This is a genomic window from Aeromonas sp. MR7, assembly GCF_963899385.1.
Lineage (GTDB): Bacteria > Pseudomonadota > Gammaproteobacteria > Enterobacterales > Aeromonadaceae > Aeromonas > Aeromonas bestiarum.
In genome coordinates this window covers 1-18819 of record NZ_CAWQXH010000017.1, presented here as the reverse complement: position 1 = coordinate 18819, position 18819 = coordinate 1, and the positions used below count along the sequence as shown (strand labels likewise).

18 protein-coding genes and 1 tRNA gene are annotated in these 18819 nt (G+C 55.3%); all 19 read right to left on the bottom strand.

Going from position 1 to position 18819, the window contains the following annotated elements; genetic code table 11:
- Positions 1-217 (bottom strand): GTP-binding protein (locus AACW87_RS11815; protein WP_241326812.1); only part of this gene is annotated, 217 nt, incomplete at its 3' end.
- A 54-nt stretch (positions 218-271) separates the two neighbouring features.
- The gene (gene fusA, locus AACW87_RS11810; RefSeq protein ID WP_043142611.1) at positions 272-2377 is read right to left on the bottom strand and encodes an elongation factor G; all 2106 of its coding nucleotides are present in this window, start codon (positions 2375-2377) and stop codon (positions 272-274) included.
- 74 nt (positions 2378-2451) lie between these two features.
- Positions 2452-2922, bottom strand: coding sequence for a 30S ribosomal protein S7 (rpsG, locus tag AACW87_RS11805; protein WP_005901834.1), 471 nt, complete (start codon positions 2920-2922; stop codon positions 2452-2454).
- Positions 2923-3015: 93 nt separating this feature from the next.
- Positions 3016-3390, bottom strand: coding sequence for a 30S ribosomal protein S12 (rpsL, locus tag AACW87_RS11800; protein WP_005306278.1), 375 nt, complete (start codon positions 3388-3390; stop codon positions 3016-3018).
- Positions 3391-3573: 183 nt separating this feature from the next.
- Positions 3574-3852 carry a sulfurtransferase complex subunit TusB gene (gene tusB, locus AACW87_RS11795; protein WP_241326811.1) on the bottom strand — a complete coding sequence of 93 codons (279 nt, stop codon included), beginning with the start codon at positions 3850-3852 and terminating at the stop codon, positions 3574-3576.
- Positions 3853-3859: 7 nt separating this feature from the next.
- The gene (gene tusC / locus AACW87_RS11790) at positions 3860-4216 is read right to left on the bottom strand and encodes a sulfurtransferase complex subunit TusC (RefSeq protein ID WP_043554910.1); all 357 of its coding nucleotides are present in this window, start codon (positions 4214-4216) and stop codon (positions 3860-3862) included.
- Positions 4217-4226: 10 nt separating this feature from the next.
- Complete coding sequence (gene tusD, locus AACW87_RS11785; protein ID WP_042867344.1) at positions 4227-4619, bottom strand: sulfurtransferase complex subunit TusD; 393 nt, start codon at positions 4617-4619, stop codon at positions 4227-4229.
- A gap of 86 nt (positions 4620-4705) precedes the next feature.
- Positions 4706-5086 (bottom strand): RidA family protein, encoded by a 381-nt coding sequence (locus tag AACW87_RS11780; RefSeq protein WP_042036016.1) that lies wholly within the window; start codon positions 5084-5086, stop codon positions 4706-4708.
- Between the two features lie 25 nt (positions 5087-5111).
- Positions 5112-5828, bottom strand: coding sequence for a helix-turn-helix transcriptional regulator (locus tag AACW87_RS11775; RefSeq protein ID WP_043554914.1), 717 nt, complete (start codon positions 5826-5828; stop codon positions 5112-5114).
- Between the two features lie 196 nt (positions 5829-6024).
- Positions 6025-10329, bottom strand: coding sequence for a DNA-directed RNA polymerase subunit beta' (gene rpoC / locus AACW87_RS11770; protein WP_043142620.1), 4305 nt, complete (start codon positions 10327-10329; stop codon positions 6025-6027).
- Between the two features lie 90 nt (positions 10330-10419).
- Complete coding sequence (gene rpoB, locus AACW87_RS11765; RefSeq protein ID WP_042867349.1) at positions 10420-14448, bottom strand: DNA-directed RNA polymerase subunit beta; 4029 nt, start codon at positions 14446-14448, stop codon at positions 10420-10422.
- Positions 14449-14670: 222 nt separating this feature from the next.
- On the bottom strand, positions 14671-15033 hold the full coding sequence (rplL, locus tag AACW87_RS11760) for a 50S ribosomal protein L7/L12 (protein ID WP_042036012.1): 363 nt from the start codon (positions 15031-15033) through the stop codon (positions 14671-14673).
- A 51-nt stretch (positions 15034-15084) separates the two neighbouring features.
- The gene (gene rplJ, locus AACW87_RS11755; RefSeq protein WP_005318563.1) at positions 15085-15585 is read right to left on the bottom strand and encodes a 50S ribosomal protein L10; all 501 of its coding nucleotides are present in this window, start codon (positions 15583-15585) and stop codon (positions 15085-15087) included.
- A 256-nt stretch (positions 15586-15841) separates the two neighbouring features.
- Entirely contained in the window at positions 15842-16543 is a 702-nt protein-coding gene (rplA, locus tag AACW87_RS11750) for a 50S ribosomal protein L1 (protein WP_042036011.1), read from the bottom strand.
- Positions 16544-16547: 4 nt separating this feature from the next.
- Entirely contained in the window at positions 16548-16976 is a 429-nt protein-coding gene (rplK, locus tag AACW87_RS11745; protein ID WP_005318556.1) for a 50S ribosomal protein L11, read from the bottom strand.
- A gap of 133 nt (positions 16977-17109) precedes the next feature.
- On the bottom strand, positions 17110-17661 hold the full coding sequence (gene nusG, locus AACW87_RS11740; RefSeq protein ID WP_005318554.1) for a transcription termination/antitermination protein NusG: 552 nt from the start codon (positions 17659-17661) through the stop codon (positions 17110-17112).
- Between the two features lie 9 nt (positions 17662-17670).
- Positions 17671-18042 (bottom strand): preprotein translocase subunit SecE, encoded by a 372-nt coding sequence (secE, locus tag AACW87_RS11735; protein ID WP_011707705.1) that lies wholly within the window; start codon positions 18040-18042, stop codon positions 17671-17673.
- 60 nt (positions 18043-18102) lie between these two features.
- Positions 18103-18179 (bottom strand) — tRNA-Trp (locus AACW87_RS11730).
- A gap of 53 nt (positions 18180-18232) precedes the next feature.
- Positions 18233-18819, bottom strand: a 587-nt coding sequence (locus tag AACW87_RS11725; RefSeq protein WP_241326810.1) for an EF-Tu C-terminal domain-related protein, incomplete at its 5' end; no start/stop codon positions are given.

Genomic DNA, 18819 nt, shown 5'->3' with positions numbered 1-18819 from the left:
CGGTGTCGTATTCTACGTGGGAGGTGTTGATGGTGATACCACGCTCACGCTCTTCCGGCGCCTTGTCGATCTGGTCGAAGGCGAAAGCTTTACCACCGAAGTGCTTGGCCAGCACGTTGGTGATGGCTGCGGTCAGGGTGGTTTTACCGTGGTCAACGTGGCCGATGGTGCCGACGTTTACGTGCGGTTTGTTACGCTCAAATTTTTCTTTAGACACGACGTAGTCCTTCTAGGTTAAACCCGCCTACCGTCGTAGGCGGGGAATCATAAATTACTTGGATTTGCGCTCTTCGATGACTGCCTGGGCCACGTTGTTCGGGGCGTCGGAGTACTTAGCGAATTCCATTGCGTAGGAAGCACGACCTTGGGTAGCGGAACGCAGTGCAGTCGCATAACCGAACATCTCGGCCAGCGGCACCAGGGCACGTACGATCTTGCCGGACGGGCCGTCTTCCATACCTTCGATCAGGCCACGACGACGGTTCAGGTCACCGATAACGTCGCCCATGTAATCTTCCGGAGTCTCGACTTCAACCTTCATGATCGGCTCGAGCAGGACCGGGCTTGCCTTCATGTAACCAGCCTTGAAGGCCAGGGAGGCAGCGATCTTGAACGCCAATTCGGAAGAGTCGACATCGTGGTAAGAACCGTAGTGCAGACGCACACCCAGATCCATTACCGGATAACCTGCCAGCGGGCCGGATTTCAGCTGCTCACGGATACCCTTGTCAACACCCGGGATGTATTCACCAGGAATCACGCCGCCTTTGATGTCGTTAACGAACTCATAGGCTTTGCCGGCTTCCAGCGGGTACATGTCGATGATGACGTGACCATACTGACCACGACCACCAGACTGCTTGGCGTGCTTACCTTCGATATCCTTGACGGTTTCACGAATGGTTTCACGGTAGGCAACCTGCGGCTTACCTACGTTCGCTTCAACCTTGAACTCGCGACGCATACGGTCAACGATGATGTCCAGGTGCAGCTCACCCATACCGGCGATGATGGTTTGGCCAGATTCTTCGTCAGTCCATACGCGGAAAGACGGATCTTCCTGCGCCAGACGGCCGAGTGCCAGACCCATCTTCTCTTGGTCAGCCTTGGTTTTCGGCTCAACCGCGATGGAGATTACCGGCTCCGGGAATTCCATACGCTCGAGGATGATCGGCGCTTTTTCGTCACACAGGGTGTCACCAGTGGTCACATCTTTCAGACCGATGGCAGCAGCGATATCGCCTGCGCGAACTTCTTTGATCTCTTCACGCTTGTTGGCGTGCATCTGAACGATACGGCCAAAACGCTCGCGCTTCTCTTTGACAGAGTTCAGCACGGAGTCACCGGAGTTAACTACGCCGGAGTACACGCGGAAGAAGGTCAGGTTGCCTACGAACGGGTCGGTGGCAATCTTGAATGCCAGAGCAGCGAACGGCTCTTCATCAGAAGCATGACGCTCGTCTTTGGTGACGCCGTCCAGCTTCAGGCCGTCGATGGCAGCTACGTCGGTCGGTGCCGGCAGATAGTCAACCACGGCATCCAGCATGGCCTGTACGCCCTTGTTCTTGAACGCGGAGCCACAGGTAACCAGGATGATTTCGTTGTTCAGAACGCGCAGACGAAGAGCTTTCTTGATCTCTTCTTCAGTCAGTTCTTCACCACCCAGGTATTTTTCCATCAGATCTTCAGACGCTTCAGCAGCGGCTTCGACCAGGGTCATGCGCATTTCTTGCGCTTTTTCCAGCAGCTCAGCCGGGATCTCTTCGTAATCGAAGGATACGCCCTGATCTGCTTCGCTCCAGTTGATGGCTTTCATCTTGACCAGATCGATAACGCCCTTGAAGTTCTCTTCTGAACCGATGTTCAGTTGCAGCGGAACCGGGTTACCTTTCAGGCGGGTCTTGATGTGCTCAACGCAGCGCAGATAGTTGGCACCAGTACGGTCCATCTTGTTGACGAACGCGATACGGGGGACCTTGTACTTGTTAGCCTGACGCCATACGGTCTCAGACTGTGGCTGTACGCCACCTACGGCACAGTACACCATCACGGCGCCGTCCAGAACACGCATTGAACGCTCTACTTCGATAGTAAAGTCAACGTGGCCGGGGGTATCGATGATGTTGATACGGTGCGGTTGGAACTGTTTACCCATACCGGACCAGAAAGCGGTGGTCGCGGCGGAGGTGATGGTGATACCACGCTCTTGTTCCTGTTCCATCCAGTCCATGGTGGCAGCGCCATCGTGAACTTCACCGATCTTGTGACTTACACCGGTATAAAACAGAACGCGCTCGGTAGTAGTAGTCTTACCGGCGTCGATGTGAGCGGAGATACCGATGTTACGATAACGCTCAATGGGGGTTGTACGAGCCATTGTCATCCTCTTACTAGGAGCGGACCCCTAGATAACTGAAGGTGCGCAGAGCCAAAAGACCCTGCGCAAGCGGATTACCAGCGGAAGTGAGCGAAGGCCTTGTTCGCTTCAGCCATACGGTGAACGTCTTCACGTTTCTTGACAGACGAACCCTTATTGTCAGCGGCATCCAGCAGCTCGCCAGCCAAACGCTGAGCCATTGATTTTTCACCACGTTTACGAGCGGCGTCAACCAACCAGCGCATTGCCAGGGCATTGCGACGGACCGGACGAACTTCTACCGGTACCTGATAGGTTGCACCACCGACACGACGAGATTTAACCTCGACGGACGGACGAATGTTGTCCAGGGCTTCTTCGAATACGGCCAGGTGATCTTTGCCAGATTTGGTGGCAATGATGTCCAGCGCGCCATATACGATGGCTTCGGAAACAGATTTCTTACCGTCAACCATTACTACGTTGACAAATTTAGCCAGCAGCTCTGATCCGAACTTGGGATCCGGCAGGATTTTACGCTGACCAACAACACGACGTCTTGGCATTTCAAATTCTCCGTAACTTCAGGGGTTACCCAAAACTAGAAAGTTATCTAACTAGAAACGAATTAACGTTTGGCCTTACTTAACGGAGAACCATTAAGCTTTCGGACGCTTCACGCCATACTTGGAGCGAGCCTGCTTACGGTCTTTAACACCGGCACAGTCCAACGCACCACGAACGGTGTGGTAACGAACACCTGGCAAATCCTTGACACGACCGCCACGGATCAGAACAACGGAGTGTTCCTGCAGGTTGTGACCTTCACCACCGATATAGGAGGTGACTTCGAAGCCGTTGGTCAGACGTACACGGCATACTTTACGCAGTGCAGAGTTAGGCTTCTTCGGGGTGGTGGTGTATACACGGGTGCACACGCCACGCTTCTGAGGGCACGCTTCCAGCGCAGGCACGTTGCTTTTCACAACGAGCTTGATGCGTGGCTTGCGAACCAACTGGTTAATAGTTGCCATCAAAAGGCTCCTGATAATGACTTCATAAACATGTGAAAAATCCTCCCCGCAGATACGGGGACGCGAAATTTTATGCCCTGTTGTCAAGGGAGTCAAGATTTATACAATCCGTGCCGCAAAAGGGCACAATGGATCCCCTGTCAATAGTCATAACTAACTGAACTTCATCGATAAAAATGGACGCTAGCCACCCCAGGTCTGCGGTGACCCGTTTTCCGCGATCAGTGCGACCAGACCGGTCATATCCAGATCCATCCCGATCCTGTGCTGCAATCCCCTCGCCTGCAAGTCTTCTCGCATCACATAGAGCGGAATAGCTGCCAATCGCTCACCCCATTGAGGGACCGTGGCCGCGATGACGGCATCCTGCATCAGCACCAGCAGATCATCCGGCTGGCGATAACAGAGCGCCTGTTCCAGATCCCGGCTCAGGAAGGGAGAGGTCAATATCAGCTGTATCATGAGCACCTCAGAAGCAGATGTGAATCGCGCAGTGGCCCCACTGGCGGCGGATGTCGGCACGGGAGAGGCACTCAACGGGGATCAGCAGATCATCCACCGTCAGACCGCGTTCGGCCAGCGAGTCGGCACACACATAGACCTCCTCGATGTCGTACAGCTCCAGCAACTTGAAGGTCGGTGCATAGTGGCGCTGCAAGATGGCCTGAGGCTGCTGCTCCCTGACCAGTTGCAAGACACCGTCACCGATGAGGAACAGGGCCAGCGACTCGGTCAGCGCCGAAGTCGCCAGCAAGGCATCCAGTCCTTCCCGTCCGGCGGACGTGCCATGAGGGCCGCGACGACACATAAAGGCTATCTTGTTCATTTCTCCCTCCCTAGAACTGGACAAAGCGATCGGCAGTCAGGCTGGCTTCGGCCAGCTGACCCAGCCCGCTCAGGCAGAAGGGGGCCTGCAGGTTGAATTGATCCTTGCCTGCTCCCTTCGCCTCTGTCTCATCAAGCACACCGCGCCGCATGGCGGCTGCGACGCACACATCGATACGGATCCCCTGCCCTATGGCCAGCTCGCGCCACAGGGCCACCAGGTCGGTCTCATCAGATGCCGGAGCATGCAAGCCGTTACCATTGCAGACCCCGTCCTGATAGAAAAACAGATGTGACAACCGGTGGCCCTGCTCGATGAGGCTCAAGGCGAAGCGGTAGGCAGTGCTGGCCGACTGGGTACCATAGGCGGGCCCCGTTACCAGCAAGGCAAAACTCAGACTCATATCCGGACTCCTGTACGGGTGTCTGTCCATTCTACGCCAAAGACAAAAAAGCCCCTCCTGGGAGGGGCTCTTCATTCTGCCGAGGATCAGACGTAAGCAATGGCTTCGACTTCAACCAGCACATCCTTGGGCAGACGCGCCACTTCCACACAGGAACGGGCCGGGGCCGAGTCGCCAAAGTAACGGGCATATACCTGGTTAAAGGCAACGAAGTTGTTCATGTCGCTGAGGAAACAGGTGGTCTTCAGCACCTTGCCAGTATCGGCACCGGCTTCCTTCAATACTGCAACCAGGTTCTTCATCACCTGCTCGGCCTGCGCTTCGATGCCGCCAGCCACTATCTCCATGGTGGCCGGATCGAGCGGGATCTGCCCGGAGGTGAAGACCAATTCGCCCAGCTTGGTAGCCTGAACATACGGACCAATTGCGGCAGGCGCCTTGTCGGTTGCAATCACTTCTTTAGCCATTCTTATCTATCCCCTTCTATGGCGCTTACTCGTTCTCGTCTTCACCCTGCTTGCGCTGTCGGATGTACAGATAAACGGTATGTTTGGAAATATTCAATTTGTCGGCGACCAGGTTGATCGAGTCCTTGATATCAAATATGCCCTTCTCGAACAACTGGGTCACGATAAACCTGTTTTTAGCATTGTTGGCAACGGTCGGATCGCGGTTGATCTCGTCGATGGTATTGTCCACCGTCTGGGCGACCAACTCTTCGACGCTGTTGGCAAAGGTCTCCGGCGACTGGCGCTCCACTTGCTGGGGCGTCGGGAAGAATTCGGCGACAAACTCGTGAAAAGGCGCATTGATGTGCAGGTTGATACAGATAAGACCTATCACCTGCTTGTCACTGTTCCTGATGGCGATGGTACTCGACTTCATCAGGGCGCCGGTACGGCTGCGGGCAAAATAACTCTGGGTGTAATCCTGGCCGGTATTCTCTATGTCCTTGAGCATACGCAGCGCGAGATCGGTAATGGGTGCCCCCTCATTCCGTCCCGTATTGAACCCGTTGGCAATCTTGATCACGGACTCGTGCAGATTTTCCAGGGAGTGAAGAACCACTTCACAGTGCTTGCCGAACAGTTCGGCCAAGCCTTCGATAAGCCCTCCATAGGAGCGCAACAATTCCCTGTCTTCGTCTGTAAAAGTGCGACCGCTCAGTTGCTCTTCGGGAAGCAGTACTTCCTCGATACCGACAGTCATGTTCTACCCCTGTAATAACCATTCAACTTTCCCGAGTTTTCAATTGCGAGGGGGCAATGTCAACTTTTTTTGATTTTTTACTCCCCAACCTTGCTCTGGATCATCCGAATATCCGCGTGGCGACTGGGGTTGACGAGAAAACGACCAACAAAAAGGGCTCCTTGAAGGAGCCCTTTTCAATCACTGCAGCAGAAGATTACTCTTCGTCAAAACTGCCGGATGCGTTGAGCAGATCCGCCAGGTTTTGCTGAGCTTCATCGGCAGTCACCTGCGGTACACCGACAGCACGAGCTGCGGCGGCACGCTGGTTGATCCGGCTATGGTGGTAGGCAAAGCCGGTACCAGCCGGGATCAGACGACCCACGATCACGTTCTCTTTCAGGCCACGCAGTTCATCACGCTTGCCGCCAACGGCCGCTTCGGTCAGAACACGAGTGGTTTCTTGGAAGGAAGCCGCGGAGATGAAGGACTCTGTGCTCAGAGATGCCTTGGTAATACCCATCAGAATATGACGGAAGGTAGCCGGGGCCTTGCCCTCTGCAACCAGCTTACGGTTGGCAATCTTCACACGGGCCACTTCAACCTGCTCGCCTTCGATCAGGTCAGTGTCACCAGCGCTCAGGATCTCGCACTTGCGCAGCATCTGACGAACGATGACTTCGATGTGCTTGTCGTTGATCTTAACGCCTTGCAGACGGTAAACGTCCTGCACTTCGTTGGCGATGTAGTTGGCGACCGGGCTGATACCGCGCAGACGCAGGATGTCATGAGCAGACTCAGGACCGTCCGCCAGCACTTCACCCTTCTCAACTTTTTCACCTTCGAACACGTTCAGGTTACGCCACTTCGGAATCATCTCCTCGTAGACGTCGCCACCATCGGTCGGGGTGATGACCAGACGGCGCTTGCCCTTGGTCTCTTTCCCGAAGGAGATGGTACCGGAGATCTCGGCCAGGATGGCAGGTTCCTTCGGTTGACGTGCTTCGAACAGATCCGCAACGCGCGGCAGACCACCGGTGATGTCCTTGGTACCACTGGATTCTTGCGGGATACGCGCTACCGCGTCACCCACACCCACGTTGGCACCATCTTCCAGGTTCACGATTGCCTTGCCCGGCAGGAAGTACTGGGCGGCGACATCGGTACCCGGGATCATGACATCTTTGCCGTTCAGGTCGACCAGTTTAACGGTCGGACGCATCTCTTTACCGGCACTCGGACGCTCGTTGACATCCAGTACGACGATAGAAGAGAGACCGGTCAGCTCGTCGGTCTGACGAGTGATGGTCACGCCATCGATCATGTGTTCGAACTGGAGGCGACCCGCCACTTCGGTGATGATCGGGTGGGTATGCGGATCCCAGTTGGCGACAGTGTCACCAGCGCTCACGGCCTGAGTATCCTTCACTTCCAACACGGCACCGTAAGGCAGCTTGTGGCTTTCCTTGGTACGGCCCATGTCATCCATGATGGTCAGTTCGGTAGAACGGGAGGTGATAACCAGTTTGTCATCGCTGTTGTGAACGAACTTGGCGTTCTGCAGCTTGATGGTACCGGTATTCTTCACCTGGATGCTGTTCTCGGCAGCGGCTCGGGATGCGGCACCACCGATGTGGAAGGTACGCATCGTCAGCTGGGTACCCGGTTCACCGATGGACTGGGCGGCGATAACACCGACAGCCTCACCCTTGTTCACCAGGTGACCACGGGCCAGATCACGGCCGTAGCAGTGAGCACAGTTACCGAAGTCAGTTTCACAGGTGATGGCAGAACGCACCTTCACGCGGTCAACGGAGTTTTGTTCCAGCAGGTCACACAGCTGCTCGTCGAGCAGGGTGTTGCGCGCTACCAGGATCTCGTCCTCGGTACCCGGCTTGATCACGTCATCGGCAACCACACGGCCCAGTACGCGCTCACGCAGCGGCTCGACCACGTCACCACCTTCGATCAGCGGAGTCATCCACAGACCTTCGATAGTGCCGCAATCGTCCTCGGTGATCACCATGTCCTGTGCCACGTCAACCAGACGACGAGTCAGGTAACCGGAGTTAGCCGTCTTCAGTGCGGTATCCGCCAGACCCTTACGGGCACCGTGAGTGGAGATGAAGTACTGCAGTACGTTCAGACCTTCGCGGAAGTTCGCGACGATCGGGGTCTCGATGATGGAGCCATCCGGCTTGGCCATCAGGCCACGCATACCGGCCAGCTGACGGATCTGGGCTGCGGAACCCCGCGCACCAGAGTCAGCCATCATGAAGATGCTGTTGAACGACGCCTGCTCTTCTTCTTCACCCAGCGAGTTGACATCACGCTCTTTGGACAAGTTCTCCATCATGGCCTTGGAGACGCGCTCGTTGGCGCTGGCCCAGATATCGATAACCTTGTTGTAGCGTTCGCCCGCGGTCACCAGACCGGACAGGAACTGGTCCTGGATCTCGGCGACTTCGGCTTCTGCTGCGGCGATGATGTCTTTCTTGGCATCCGGGATGACCATGTCATCGATACCAACGGAAGCACCGGACAGGGCCGCATAATGGAAACCGGTATACATCAGCTGGTCAGCGAAGATGACGGTGTCCTTCAAGCCCTGCTTGCGATAGCAGGTGTTCAGCAGACGGGAGATGAGCTTTTTGCCCAGCGCCTTGTTGGATACGGACTTGATCCAGTTCTGCGGATTGGCATCCAGATCAGCCTGCTCTGCAGCAGTCAGCACCTTGGGCTCATCGATCAGGGCGTATTCCATGCCTTTCGGCAGGATCAGGCTCAGGATCGCACGACCAACTGTGGTGTTCTTCATCTCGGTACGCTCTACCAGCGAATCATCTTCCTGACGGAGATATTCGGTGATGCGCACTTTGACGCGAGCATGCAGATCGGCCAGACCGGCGCGATATACCTTCTCGGCTTCTTTCGGGCCGGCCAGCACCATACCTTCGCCCTTGGCGTTGATACGGGCACGGGTCATGTAGTACAGACCCAAGACCACGTCCTGGGAAGGAACTATGATCGGCTCACCGGAGGCTGGCGACAGGATGTTGTTGGTGGACATCATCAGGGCGCGTGCTTCCAGCTGGGCTTCCAGGGTCAGCGGTACGTGGACCGCCATCTGGTCACCATCGAAGTCCGCGTTATAGGCGGCACAGACGAGCGGGTGCAGCTGGATGGCCTTGCCTTCGATCAGGGTCGGTTCAAACGCCTGGATACCCAGACGGTGCAGGGTCGGTGCACGGTTCAGCAGGACCGGGTGTTCGCGGATCACTTCGTCCAGGATATCCCAAACGACAGCTTCTTCACGCTCCACCATCTTCTTGGCGGCCTTGATCGTGGTCGCCAGACCGCGGGATTCCAGCTTGCCATAGATGAACGGCTTGAACAGTTCCAGCGCCATCTTCTTCGGCAGACCGCACTGATGCAGACGCAGCGTCGGGCCTACGGTGATAACGGAACGACCAGAGTAGTCGACGCGCTTACCCAGCAGGTTCTGACGGAAACGACCTTGCTTACCCTTGATCATATCGGCCAAGGATTTCAGCGGACGCTTGTTGGAACCTGTGATGGCACGACCACGACGGCCGTTGTCCAGCAGGGCATCCACGGACTCTTGCAGCATGCGCTTTTCGTTGCGCACAATGATGTCCGGGGCAGCCAGGTCCAGCAGGCGCTTCAAACGGTTGTTACGGTTGATCACACGACGGTACAGATCGTTCAGATCGGAAGTCGCGAAACGGCCGCCGTCCAGCGGTACCAGCGGACGCAGGTCCGGCGGCAGCACAGGCAGCACTGTCATGATCATCCACTCCGGCTTGTTGCCGGACTGCAGGAAGGCTTCCATCAGCTTCAGGCGCTTGGTGGTCTTCTTGCGCTTGGTTTCGGAGTTGGTCTGATCCAGCTCCTCACGCATGGTCTTGACTTCGCCTTCCAGATCGATAGCACGCAACAATGCAAGGATTGCTTCGGCACCCATCTTGGCGTCGAATTCGTCGCCCCACTCTTCCAGTGCGTCCAGATAGTTCTCTTCGGACAGCATCTGGCTGCGCTCGAGGTTGGTCATGCCGGGCTCGATCACTACATAGGATTCGAAATACAGCACGCGCTCGATGTCACGCAGGGTCATGTCCAGCAGCAGACCGATACGGGACGGCAGGGACTTCAGGAACCAGATGTGGGCAGTCGGGCTGGCCAGCTCGATGTGGCCCATACGCTCGCGACGGACCTTGGTCTGGGTCACTTCTACGCCGCACTTCTCACAGATCACACCACGGTGTTTCAGGCGCTTGTACTTGCCGCACAGACACTCGTAGTCCTTCACCGGTCCGAAGATACGGGCGCAGAACAGACCATCACGTTCCGGCTTGAAAGTCCGGTAGTTGATGGTCTCAGGCTTTTTGACCTCACCGAATGACCAGGAGCGGATCATGTCAGGAGAGGCCAGACCGATCTTGATACTGTCAAACTCTTCGGTCTTGGTCTGAGCCTTCAAAAACTTGAGTAAGTCTTTCACGTGTTTCCCCTGTCAGGAGTCTAACCTCGGCGCCCTACTGCCAAAGCAGCAGGGCGCCCACGTCAATTCTCGAACAATAAGAGCGAGCTCTTACTCTTCGTCCAGCTCGATGTTGATACCCAGAGAGCGGATTTCCTTCAACAGTACGTTGAAGGATTCGGGCATGCCCGGCTCCATACGGTGGTCGCCATCCACGATGTTTTTGTACATCTTGGTACGGCCATTCACATCGTCAGACTTGACGGTCAGCATTTCCTGCAGGGTATATGCCGCACCGTAAGCCTCCAGGGCCCACACTTCCATCTCACCGAAACGCTGACCACCGAACTGCGCCTTACCACCCAGCGGCTGCTGGGTAACTAGGCTGTAAGAACCGGTAGAACGCGCATGCATCTTGTCGTCTACCAGGTGGTTCAGCTTCAGCATGTACATGTAACCCACGGTGACCTTACGCTCGAAAGCGTTGCCGGTACGACCGTCGAACAGGGAGATCTGACCGGATTCCGGCAGATCGGCCAGCTTCAGCAAGGCCTTGATTTCGTGCTCTTTGGCACCATCAAAGACAGGTGTAGCGACCGGCAGACCCTTGCGCAGGTTACCCACCAGGGTACGTACGTCGTCGTCAGACAGCTCGGCGATGTCCACTTGCTTGGTGTCTTTCTCGCCCAGGTCATAGACCTGTTGCAGGAAGTCACGCATCTCGTGCAGCGCGCGCTGTTCCTTGATCATGCGGTCGATCTTCTCGCCGATGCCCTTGGCCGCGAGGCCCAGGTGCACTTCGAGGATCTGACCGATGTTCATACGGGACGGTACGCCCAAGGGGTTCAGTACGATATCGACCGGACGGCCGTATTCGTCATGAGGCATATCCTCGACCGGGCAGATCTTGGAGATAACACCCTTGTTACCGTGACGGCCCGCCATCTTGTCACCCGGTTGGATGCGACGCTTGACTGCTAGGTAAACCTTGACGATTTTCAGTACGCCCGGCGCCAGATCATCACCCTGGATAATCTTGCGACGCTTGTTCTCGAACTTCTTGTCGAAGTCGGCTTTCAGCTCGATGTGCTGTTCGGCGATCTGTTCCAGCTCGATCTGCTTGGCTTCATCTTCGATGGCCAATTCAAACCACTTGGTACGATCCAGCTTGTTCAGACGATCTTCGCTGTAACCGGCGGCCAGCAGCAGGTTGCGGGAGCGGCCGAAAATGCCGTCTTCCAGGATCTTGAACTCTTCGGTCAAGTCCTTCTTCGCTTCCTTCAGCTGCATCTCTTCGATTTCTTTGGCGCGCTTGTCTTTTTCCACGCCATCGCGGGTAAAGACTTGCACGTCAACCACGGTACCGTACACACCGTTCGGCACACGCAGGGAGGAGTCCTTCACATCGGAGGCCTTCTCACCGAAGATGGCGCGCAGCAGCTTCTCTTCCGGGGTCAGCTGGGTTTCACCTTTCGGTGTTACCTTGCCGACCAGGATGTCGCCGCCCTTCACTTCGGCACCCACGTAGACGATACCGGACTCGTCCAACTTGGACAGAGCGGCTTCACCCACGTTCGGGATGTCGGCAGTGATCTCTTCCGGACCCAGCTTGGTGTCACGGGAGATACAGGCCAGTTCCTGGATATGGATGGTGGTCAGGCGATCTTCCTGAACAACACGCTCATTCACCAGAATCGAGTCTTCGAAGTTGTAACCGTTCCACGGCATGAACGCGACGCGCAGGTTTTGGCCCAGCGCCAGTTCGCCCAGATCGGTAGACGGACCGTCAGCAACCACGTCACCGGCCATGACCGGCTCACCCAACATCACGCAAGGACGCTGGTTGATACAGGTGTTCTGGTTGGAACGGGTGTACTTGGTCAGGCTGTAGATGTCGATGCCGGCTTCGCCAGGCAGCAGCTCATCTTCGTTGACCTTGATAACGATACGGGAGGCATCGACGTAGTCGATCATGCCGCCACGCTTGGCCACTACGGTTACCCCGGAGTCAACGGCCACGGCGCGTTCCATACCGGTACCTACCAGCGGCTTGTCAGCACGCAGAGTCGGTACGGCTTGACGTTGCATGTTCGAACCCATCAAGGCTCGGTTAGCATCATCGTGTTCCAGGAACGGGATCAGGGCCGCTGCCACAGATACGATCTGCTGCGGGCTCACGTCCATATACTGGATCTGGTCGGCGTTCATAAAGGTGGATTCACCTTTGTGGCGGCACGGGATCAATTCATCTTTCAGACGGCCATCTTCGGTGGTCGCGGCGTTAGCCTGTGCGATCACGTACTTGCCTTCTTCGATGGCGGACAGGTAGTCCACCTCGTCGGTGATCACACCGTCAATGACTTTACGGTACGGGGTCTCGAGGAAACCGTACTCGTTGGTACGAGAGTACACGGACAGAGAGTTGATCAGACCGATGTTCGGACCTTCAGGAGTCTCGATAGGGCACAGACGACCGTAGTGAGTCGGGTGCACATCTCGGACTTCAAAACCGGCACGCTCACGCGTCAAACCGCCCGGGCCCAGCGCAGAGATACGGCGCTTGTGGGTGACTTCGGACAGCGGGTTGTTTTGGTCCATGAACTGAGACAGCTGGCTGGAACCAAAGAACTCTTTGACTGCGGCGGAGATCGGCTTGGCGTTGATCAGATCCTGCGGCATCAGGGTGTCCAGGTCGCCCAGGGAGAGACGCTCCTTGACCGCACGCTCGACACGCACCAGACCGACGCGGAACTGGTTTTCAGCCATTTCACCGACAGAACGGATACGACGGTTACCCAAGTGGTCGATATCGTCCACTTCGTCATTGCCGTTACGGATGTCGATCAGGCGCTTCATGACTTCGACTATGTCGTCTTTGGTCAGAGTGCCAGCGCCTGTCTCGTCTTCACGGGACAGACGACGGTTGAACTTCATCCGACCTACGGTAGACAGGTCGTAACGCTCGGAAGAGAAGAACAGGTTCTCGAACAGCTGTTCTGCAGCTTCACGGGTAGGCGGCTCGCCCGGACGCATCATGCGATAGATTTCGACCAGCGCTTCCAAACGGCTGGAGCTGGAGTCGATACGCAGGGTCTCGGACATATAGGCACCGTGATCCAGTTCATTGGTGAACAGAACCTCGAAGTGCTTGAAGCCGGCTTGGGAGAGGTTGGCAACCGCTTCCAGGCTCAATGCCTGGTTGGCAGTCACTACCATTTCGCCAGTTTGCGGATGTGCGTAGTTCTTGGCAGCAACTTTGCCAACAACATACTCAACCGGTACCTCAATCTGGGTAACGGCATCCTTTTCCAACTGACGGATGTGACGCGCAGTCACACGACGACCGGTCTCAACCACCACGGCGCCATTGGCCACGATGTCAAAGGTCGCAGTTTCACCACGCAGGCGCTCGGGCACCAGATCCATCATCAACTTGCCATCTTTCACTTCGAAACCTATGGTCTCGAAGAAGTTGGCCAGGATTTCTTCGGAACTGAAGTCCAGGGCGCGCAGAATAATGGAAGCCGGCAATTTACGACGACGGTCGATACGGACAAACAGGTTGTCTTTCGCATCGAACTCGAAGTCCAGCCAGGAGCCACGGTAGGGGATAACGCGGGCGTTATACAGCACCTTACCGGATGAATGGGTTTTGCCTTTATCGTGGTCAAAGAAGACGCCCGGGCTACGGTGCAGCTGGGAGACGATTACCCGCTCGGTACCATTGATAACAAAGGTGCCGTTCTCGGTCATGAGCGGAATTTCGCCCATGTATACTTCTTGTTCCTTGATGTCTTTGACGGTGCCGGCAGCTGCTTCACGATCGTATAGAACCATACGAAGCTTGACACGCAGCGGCGCGGAGTAGGTCACTCCACGGATCTGGCATTCTTTTACGTCAAATACCGGCTCACCCAGGCGATAGCTGACATACTGAAGCTCAGCACTACCGGAGTAACTGGTGATCGGGAAAACGCTACGGAAAGCGGCCTCTAGGCCGTATTCACCTTCCGGGTCAGCCTCGATGAACTGCTTGAAGGAGTCCAGCTGAATGGACAACAGATAAGGCGTGTCCAGTACCTGGTCTCGCTTACCGAAGTCCTTACGAATGCGTTTTTTTTCGGTATAAGAGTAAACCATAGGGTTCCTCAGCTCGCTGATAAGTGACCCACTCTGTCCCGCGGGACAGCTCTGTCTCAACACCGTTTTGTGTTGGCCCGGACGATGAAACGGTCCGGATTGCTGGTGCACCGAGAGTCGTAAACGGTGTGAAATGCTCTCAGTCTACAGCGCAAAAAGGCTGGTGAACAAATATTCACCAGCCCTAGCCTGTTTTATCAGGCTAATCTACATAAATGCAGATTATTTGATCTCAACAGAAGCACCAGCTTCTTCAAGCTGCTTCTTCAGAGTTTCAGCTTCGTCTTTGGAGACGGCTTCTTTCAGGTTGGCAGGAGCGGCTTCTACCAGGTCCTTGGCTTCTTTCAGGCCCAGACCGGTAGCGGCACGAACGGCCTTGATGACGGCAACTTTGTTGGCGCCAGCAGCAGTCAGAACTACGTCGAACTCGGTTTTCTCTTCTACTGCTTCAGCAGCCGGACCGGCAGCAACAGCAACAGCGGCAGAAACGCCGAACTTCTCTTCCATAGCTTCGATCAGCTCAACAACTTCCATTACGGACATGGAAGCAACGGCTTCGATGATTTGGTCTTTAGTGATAGACATGACAAAAATTCCTGATGTTGAATAAACTCAAACAGCCTAAATAGGCGAGAATCAAGCAGCAGCTTGTTTCTGATCACGCACAGCAGCGATGGTACGAACCAGCTTGCCAGCAGAGGCTTCTTTCATAGTCGCCATCAACTTCGCAATTGCTTCGTCGTAGGTCGGCAGCGTGGCCAGACGATCAATTTGTGCTGCGGCGATAAACTCACCGTTAAAAGCGCCGGCCTTGATTTCGAACTTTTGGTTCGCTTTGGCAAACTCTTTGAACAGACGAGCGGCAGCGCCCGGGTGTTCGTTGGAGAAAGCAATCAAGGTAGGACCAGTCAATACGTCGTTCAGGCACGCGAATTCGGTACCTTCAACCGCACGACGCAGCAGGGTGTTACGCACAACGCGCATGTACACACCGGCTTCACGAGCGGTTTTACGCAGGACGGTCATCTTGTCTACAGTCACGCCGCGAGAATCGGCTACAACTGCGGACAGGGCGCCTTTGGCAGCTTCGTTGACTTCAGCAACAATTGCCTTTTTGTCTTCGAGTCCCAATGCCATTGGCTTAACTCCTGGATTGAATCTGAGTCTCATGACTCAGTACTGACACATCCCCCCTACCTTCACAACAGAGGGGAACGATGCGGTAGCAGGATTCCAGAAGAGAAAGAATCTTTCTCGCTGGGTTTCCGGCACCGTCTACGCAGGAAGGATTAAGGCTTTGCAGCCTCCTGCGGTCTTGGACGGAGGTCGAAGCCCCCAACCAATCAAGGCGCAAAATTATAGATTAAATTTTGCGCCTTGTAAAACTCATCAATTAGCCCTGAGCTTCCAGAGAAGCTTGGTCTACGGCAACACCTGCACCCATGGTGGTGGAGATGCTGACTTTCTTGATGAAGATACCTTTGGCGGAAGACGGCTTAGCCTTTTTCAGGGCAATCAGCAGTGATTCCAAGTTTTCTTTCAGCTGAACTTCGTCGAAAGAAACCTTACCCAGAGTGGTATGGATGATACCATTCTTGTCATTACGGTAACGAACCTGACCGGCTTTGGCATTCTTCACAGCTTCAGCAACGTTCGGGGTTACAGTACCGACTTTCGGGTTCGGCATCAGGCCACGCGGGCCCAGGATTTGACCCAGTTGACCAACAACACGCATGGCATCCGGGGATGCGATCACGACGTCGAAGTTCATTTCGCCTTTCTTGACCAGATCGGCCAGGTCATCCATACCAACCAGTTCAGCACCGGCAGCTTTGGCAGCTTCGGCGTTGGCACCCTGGGTGAATACGGCAACACGTACATCACGACCGGTACCGTGCGGCAGTACAGTAGCACCACGAACGTTTTGGTCAGATTTACGAGCATCGATACCCAGGTTGACAGCAACGTCAACGCTTTCAACGAACTTGGCGGTAGCCAGTTCTTTCAGCAGGGCAATGGCTTCGTTGATGGAGTACTCTTTGGTACCGTCAACTTTTTCGCGAATAACGCGCATACGCTTGGAAAGTTTTGCCATTGTCTTAATCCTCCACTACCAGGCCCATGGAACGAGCGGAGCCTGCGATGCAACGTACTTTTGCATCCAGATCGGCACCGGTCATATCCGGCTCTTTGGTCTTGGCGATTTCTTGCAGCTGGGCAACAGTCACCTTACCAACCTTGTCTTTGTTCGGCTTGGCCGAACCAGACTGGATCCCGGCAGCTTTCTTCAGCAGGAAGGCAGCAGGCGGAGTCTTGGTTTCGAAGGTGAAGGAACGGTCGCTGTAAACGGTGATCACGACCGGAGTCGGTGAACCTTTTTCCAGCTTCTCTGTACGAGCGTTGAACGCCTTACAGAATTCCATGATGTTTACACCGTGCTGACCCAGAGCAGGACCAACGGGAGGGCTGGGGTTAGCACTGCCAGCCTTAACTTGCAGCTTGATATAAGCTGTGACTTTCTTAGCCATTAGAAAAATACCTCAGAAATGGGTTCTAGCGCCTCGGAGACATGCTCCTGCAAACGGCTCCCCAACTAATAAAGGGGCAGCGAATTATAGTGACATTCGCTGCCCCTGACAACCGTTAACGTACAGAGTTTAATCAGCCCTTTTCGACCTGACCAAAATCCAGTTCTACCGGCGTTGAGCGACCGAAGATCAAAACAGAGACCTTCACGCGGCTCTTCTCGTAGTCCACCTCTTCAACAGTACCGTTGAAGTCGGCGAACGGACCGTCGGCAACCCGCACCATTTCACCCGGTTCAAACAGGGTTTTCGGACGCGGCTTGTCATGGGCATCTTGCAGACGATTCAGGATGGCATCCGCTTCCTTATCAGAGATAGGAGCAGGACGATCAGAGGTGCCCCCGATGAAGCCCATCACACGCGGTACGTTACGCACCAGGTGCCATGTGGTTTCATCCATGAGCATCTGAACCAGGACGTAGCCCGGGAAAAACTTGCGCTCACTCTTGCGCTTCTGGCCAGCACGCATCTCGACCACTTCTTCGGTCGGGACCAGCACTTCACCGAACATGTCTTCCATGCCATGCATCTTGATATGTTCGCGCAAAGACTTGGCGACCCGGCCTTCGTAGCCAGAGAATGCCTGCACGACATACCATCTCATACGTTGTTCACGTTGTTCAGTCATGGCTTATCCTTACACTCCGGTAATCAAGTTGACCAACCAGACCAAGGCACCGTCCAGAATGAACAGCAATAGCCCCATCACGGCGGTCACCGCCAGCACAATCAGGGTTGTCTGAATGGCTTCCTGACGGGTCGGCCATACGACCTTGCGGACTTCCAGGCGAGACTCACGGGCAAATGCCAGTGTCGCCTTTCCCTTGGTGGTTTGCAGGGCTACCGCACCAGCAGCAGCAATGACGACGACCACACCCAGGGCGCGGACGGCAGCGACAACATCGTTGAGCAGATAATTACCTACTACAGCGGCCGCCAGGATGATGAAAACCAGGCCCCAAAGCAGGGTATCCTTGCTTCCGCCCTGGCTCTCAGAACTAACACTCATACAACCCACCTGTATCTGACGTAACCAAAGACACAAAAGCCCCGTACGAGACGAGGTATATGGCAGGGGCGGCAGGACTCGAACCCGCAACCATCGGTTTTGGAGACCGCTGTTCTACCAATTCGAACTACGCCCCTACATAAGAAAGCCCCTATTATAGGGGCTTTGCTTTATTTATGTAAGCCAAAGATTAAGCGATTACGCTGGCTACAACACCGGCACCTACGGTACGGCCACCTTCACGGATGGCGAAACGCAGGCCGTCGTCCATCGCGATCGGCGCAATCAGGGTAACAACCATTTTGATGTTGTCGCCTGGCATTACCATCTCTACGCCTTCCGGCAGTTCGATGGTACCGGTCACGTCGGTTGTACGGAAGTAGAACTGCGGACGGTAGCCCTTGAAGAACGGGGTATGACGACCACCTTCTTCTTTGGACAGCACGTACACTTCAGATTCAAACTTGGTGTGCGGCTTGATGGAGCCCGGCTTGGCCAGTACTTGACCACGCTCTACGTCTTCACGCTTAACACCACGCAGCAGCGCGCCGATGTTCTCGCCTGCACGACCTTCGTCCAGCAGTTTGCGGAACATTTCAACACCGGTACAGGTGGTAGAAACGGTGTCTTTGATACCGACGATTTCTACAGTCTCACCAACTTTGACGATACCGCGCTCAACACGACCGGTAACAACGGTACCACGGCCAGCGATGGAGAATACGTCTTCGATAGGCATCAGGAACGGCAGGTCAATTGCGCGCTCCGGCTCCGGGA

What these genes read in the sequence shown, in the direction of transcription:
- fusA (WP_043142611.1), bottom strand. Translation starts at nt 2,377, where the DNA reads ATGGCTCGTACAACCCCCATTGAGCGTTATCGTAACATCGGTATCTCC.
- rpsG (WP_005901834.1), bottom strand. Translation starts at nt 2,922, where the DNA reads ATGCCAAGACGTCGTGTTGTTGGTCAGCGTAAAATCCTGCCGGATCCC.
- rpsL (WP_005306278.1), bottom strand. Translation starts at nt 3,390, where the DNA reads ATGGCAACTATTAACCAGTTGGTTCGCAAGCCACGCATCAAGCTCGTT.
- tusB (WP_241326811.1), bottom strand. Translation starts at nt 3,852, where the DNA reads ATGATACAGCTGATATTGACCTCTCCCTTCCTGAGCCGGGATCTGGAA.
- tusC (WP_043554910.1), bottom strand. Translation starts at nt 4,216, where the DNA reads ATGAACAAGATAGCCTTTATGTGTCGTCGCGGCCCTCATGGCACGTCC.
- tusD (WP_042867344.1), bottom strand. Translation starts at nt 4,619, where the DNA reads ATGAGTCTGAGTTTTGCCTTGCTGGTAACGGGGCCCGCCTATGGTACC.
- AACW87_RS11780 (WP_042036016.1), bottom strand. Translation starts at nt 5,086, where the DNA reads ATGGCTAAAGAAGTGATTGCAACCGACAAGGCGCCTGCCGCAATTGGT.
- AACW87_RS11775 (WP_043554914.1), bottom strand. Translation starts at nt 5,828, where the DNA reads ATGACTGTCGGTATCGAGGAAGTACTGCTTCCCGAAGAGCAACTGAGC.
- rpoB (WP_042867349.1), bottom strand. Translation starts at nt 14,448, where the DNA reads ATGGTTTACTCTTATACCGAAAAAAAACGCATTCGTAAGGACTTCGGT.
- rplL (WP_042036012.1), bottom strand. Translation starts at nt 15,033, where the DNA reads ATGTCTATCACTAAAGACCAAATCATCGAAGCCGTTGCTTCCATGTCC.
- rplJ (WP_005318563.1), bottom strand. Translation starts at nt 15,585, where the DNA reads ATGGCATTGGGACTCGAAGACAAAAAGGCAATTGTTGCTGAAGTCAAC.
- rplA (WP_042036011.1), bottom strand. Translation starts at nt 16,543, where the DNA reads ATGGCAAAACTTTCCAAGCGTATGCGCGTTATTCGCGAAAAAGTTGAC.
- rplK (WP_005318556.1), bottom strand. Translation starts at nt 16,976, where the DNA reads ATGGCTAAGAAAGTCACAGCTTATATCAAGCTGCAAGTTAAGGCTGGC.
- nusG (WP_005318554.1), bottom strand. Translation starts at nt 17,661, where the DNA reads ATGACTGAACAACGTGAACAACGTATGAGATGGTATGTCGTGCAGGCA.
- secE (WP_011707705.1), bottom strand. Translation starts at nt 18,042, where the DNA reads ATGAGTGTTAGTTCTGAGAGCCAGGGCGGAAGCAAGGATACCCTGCTT.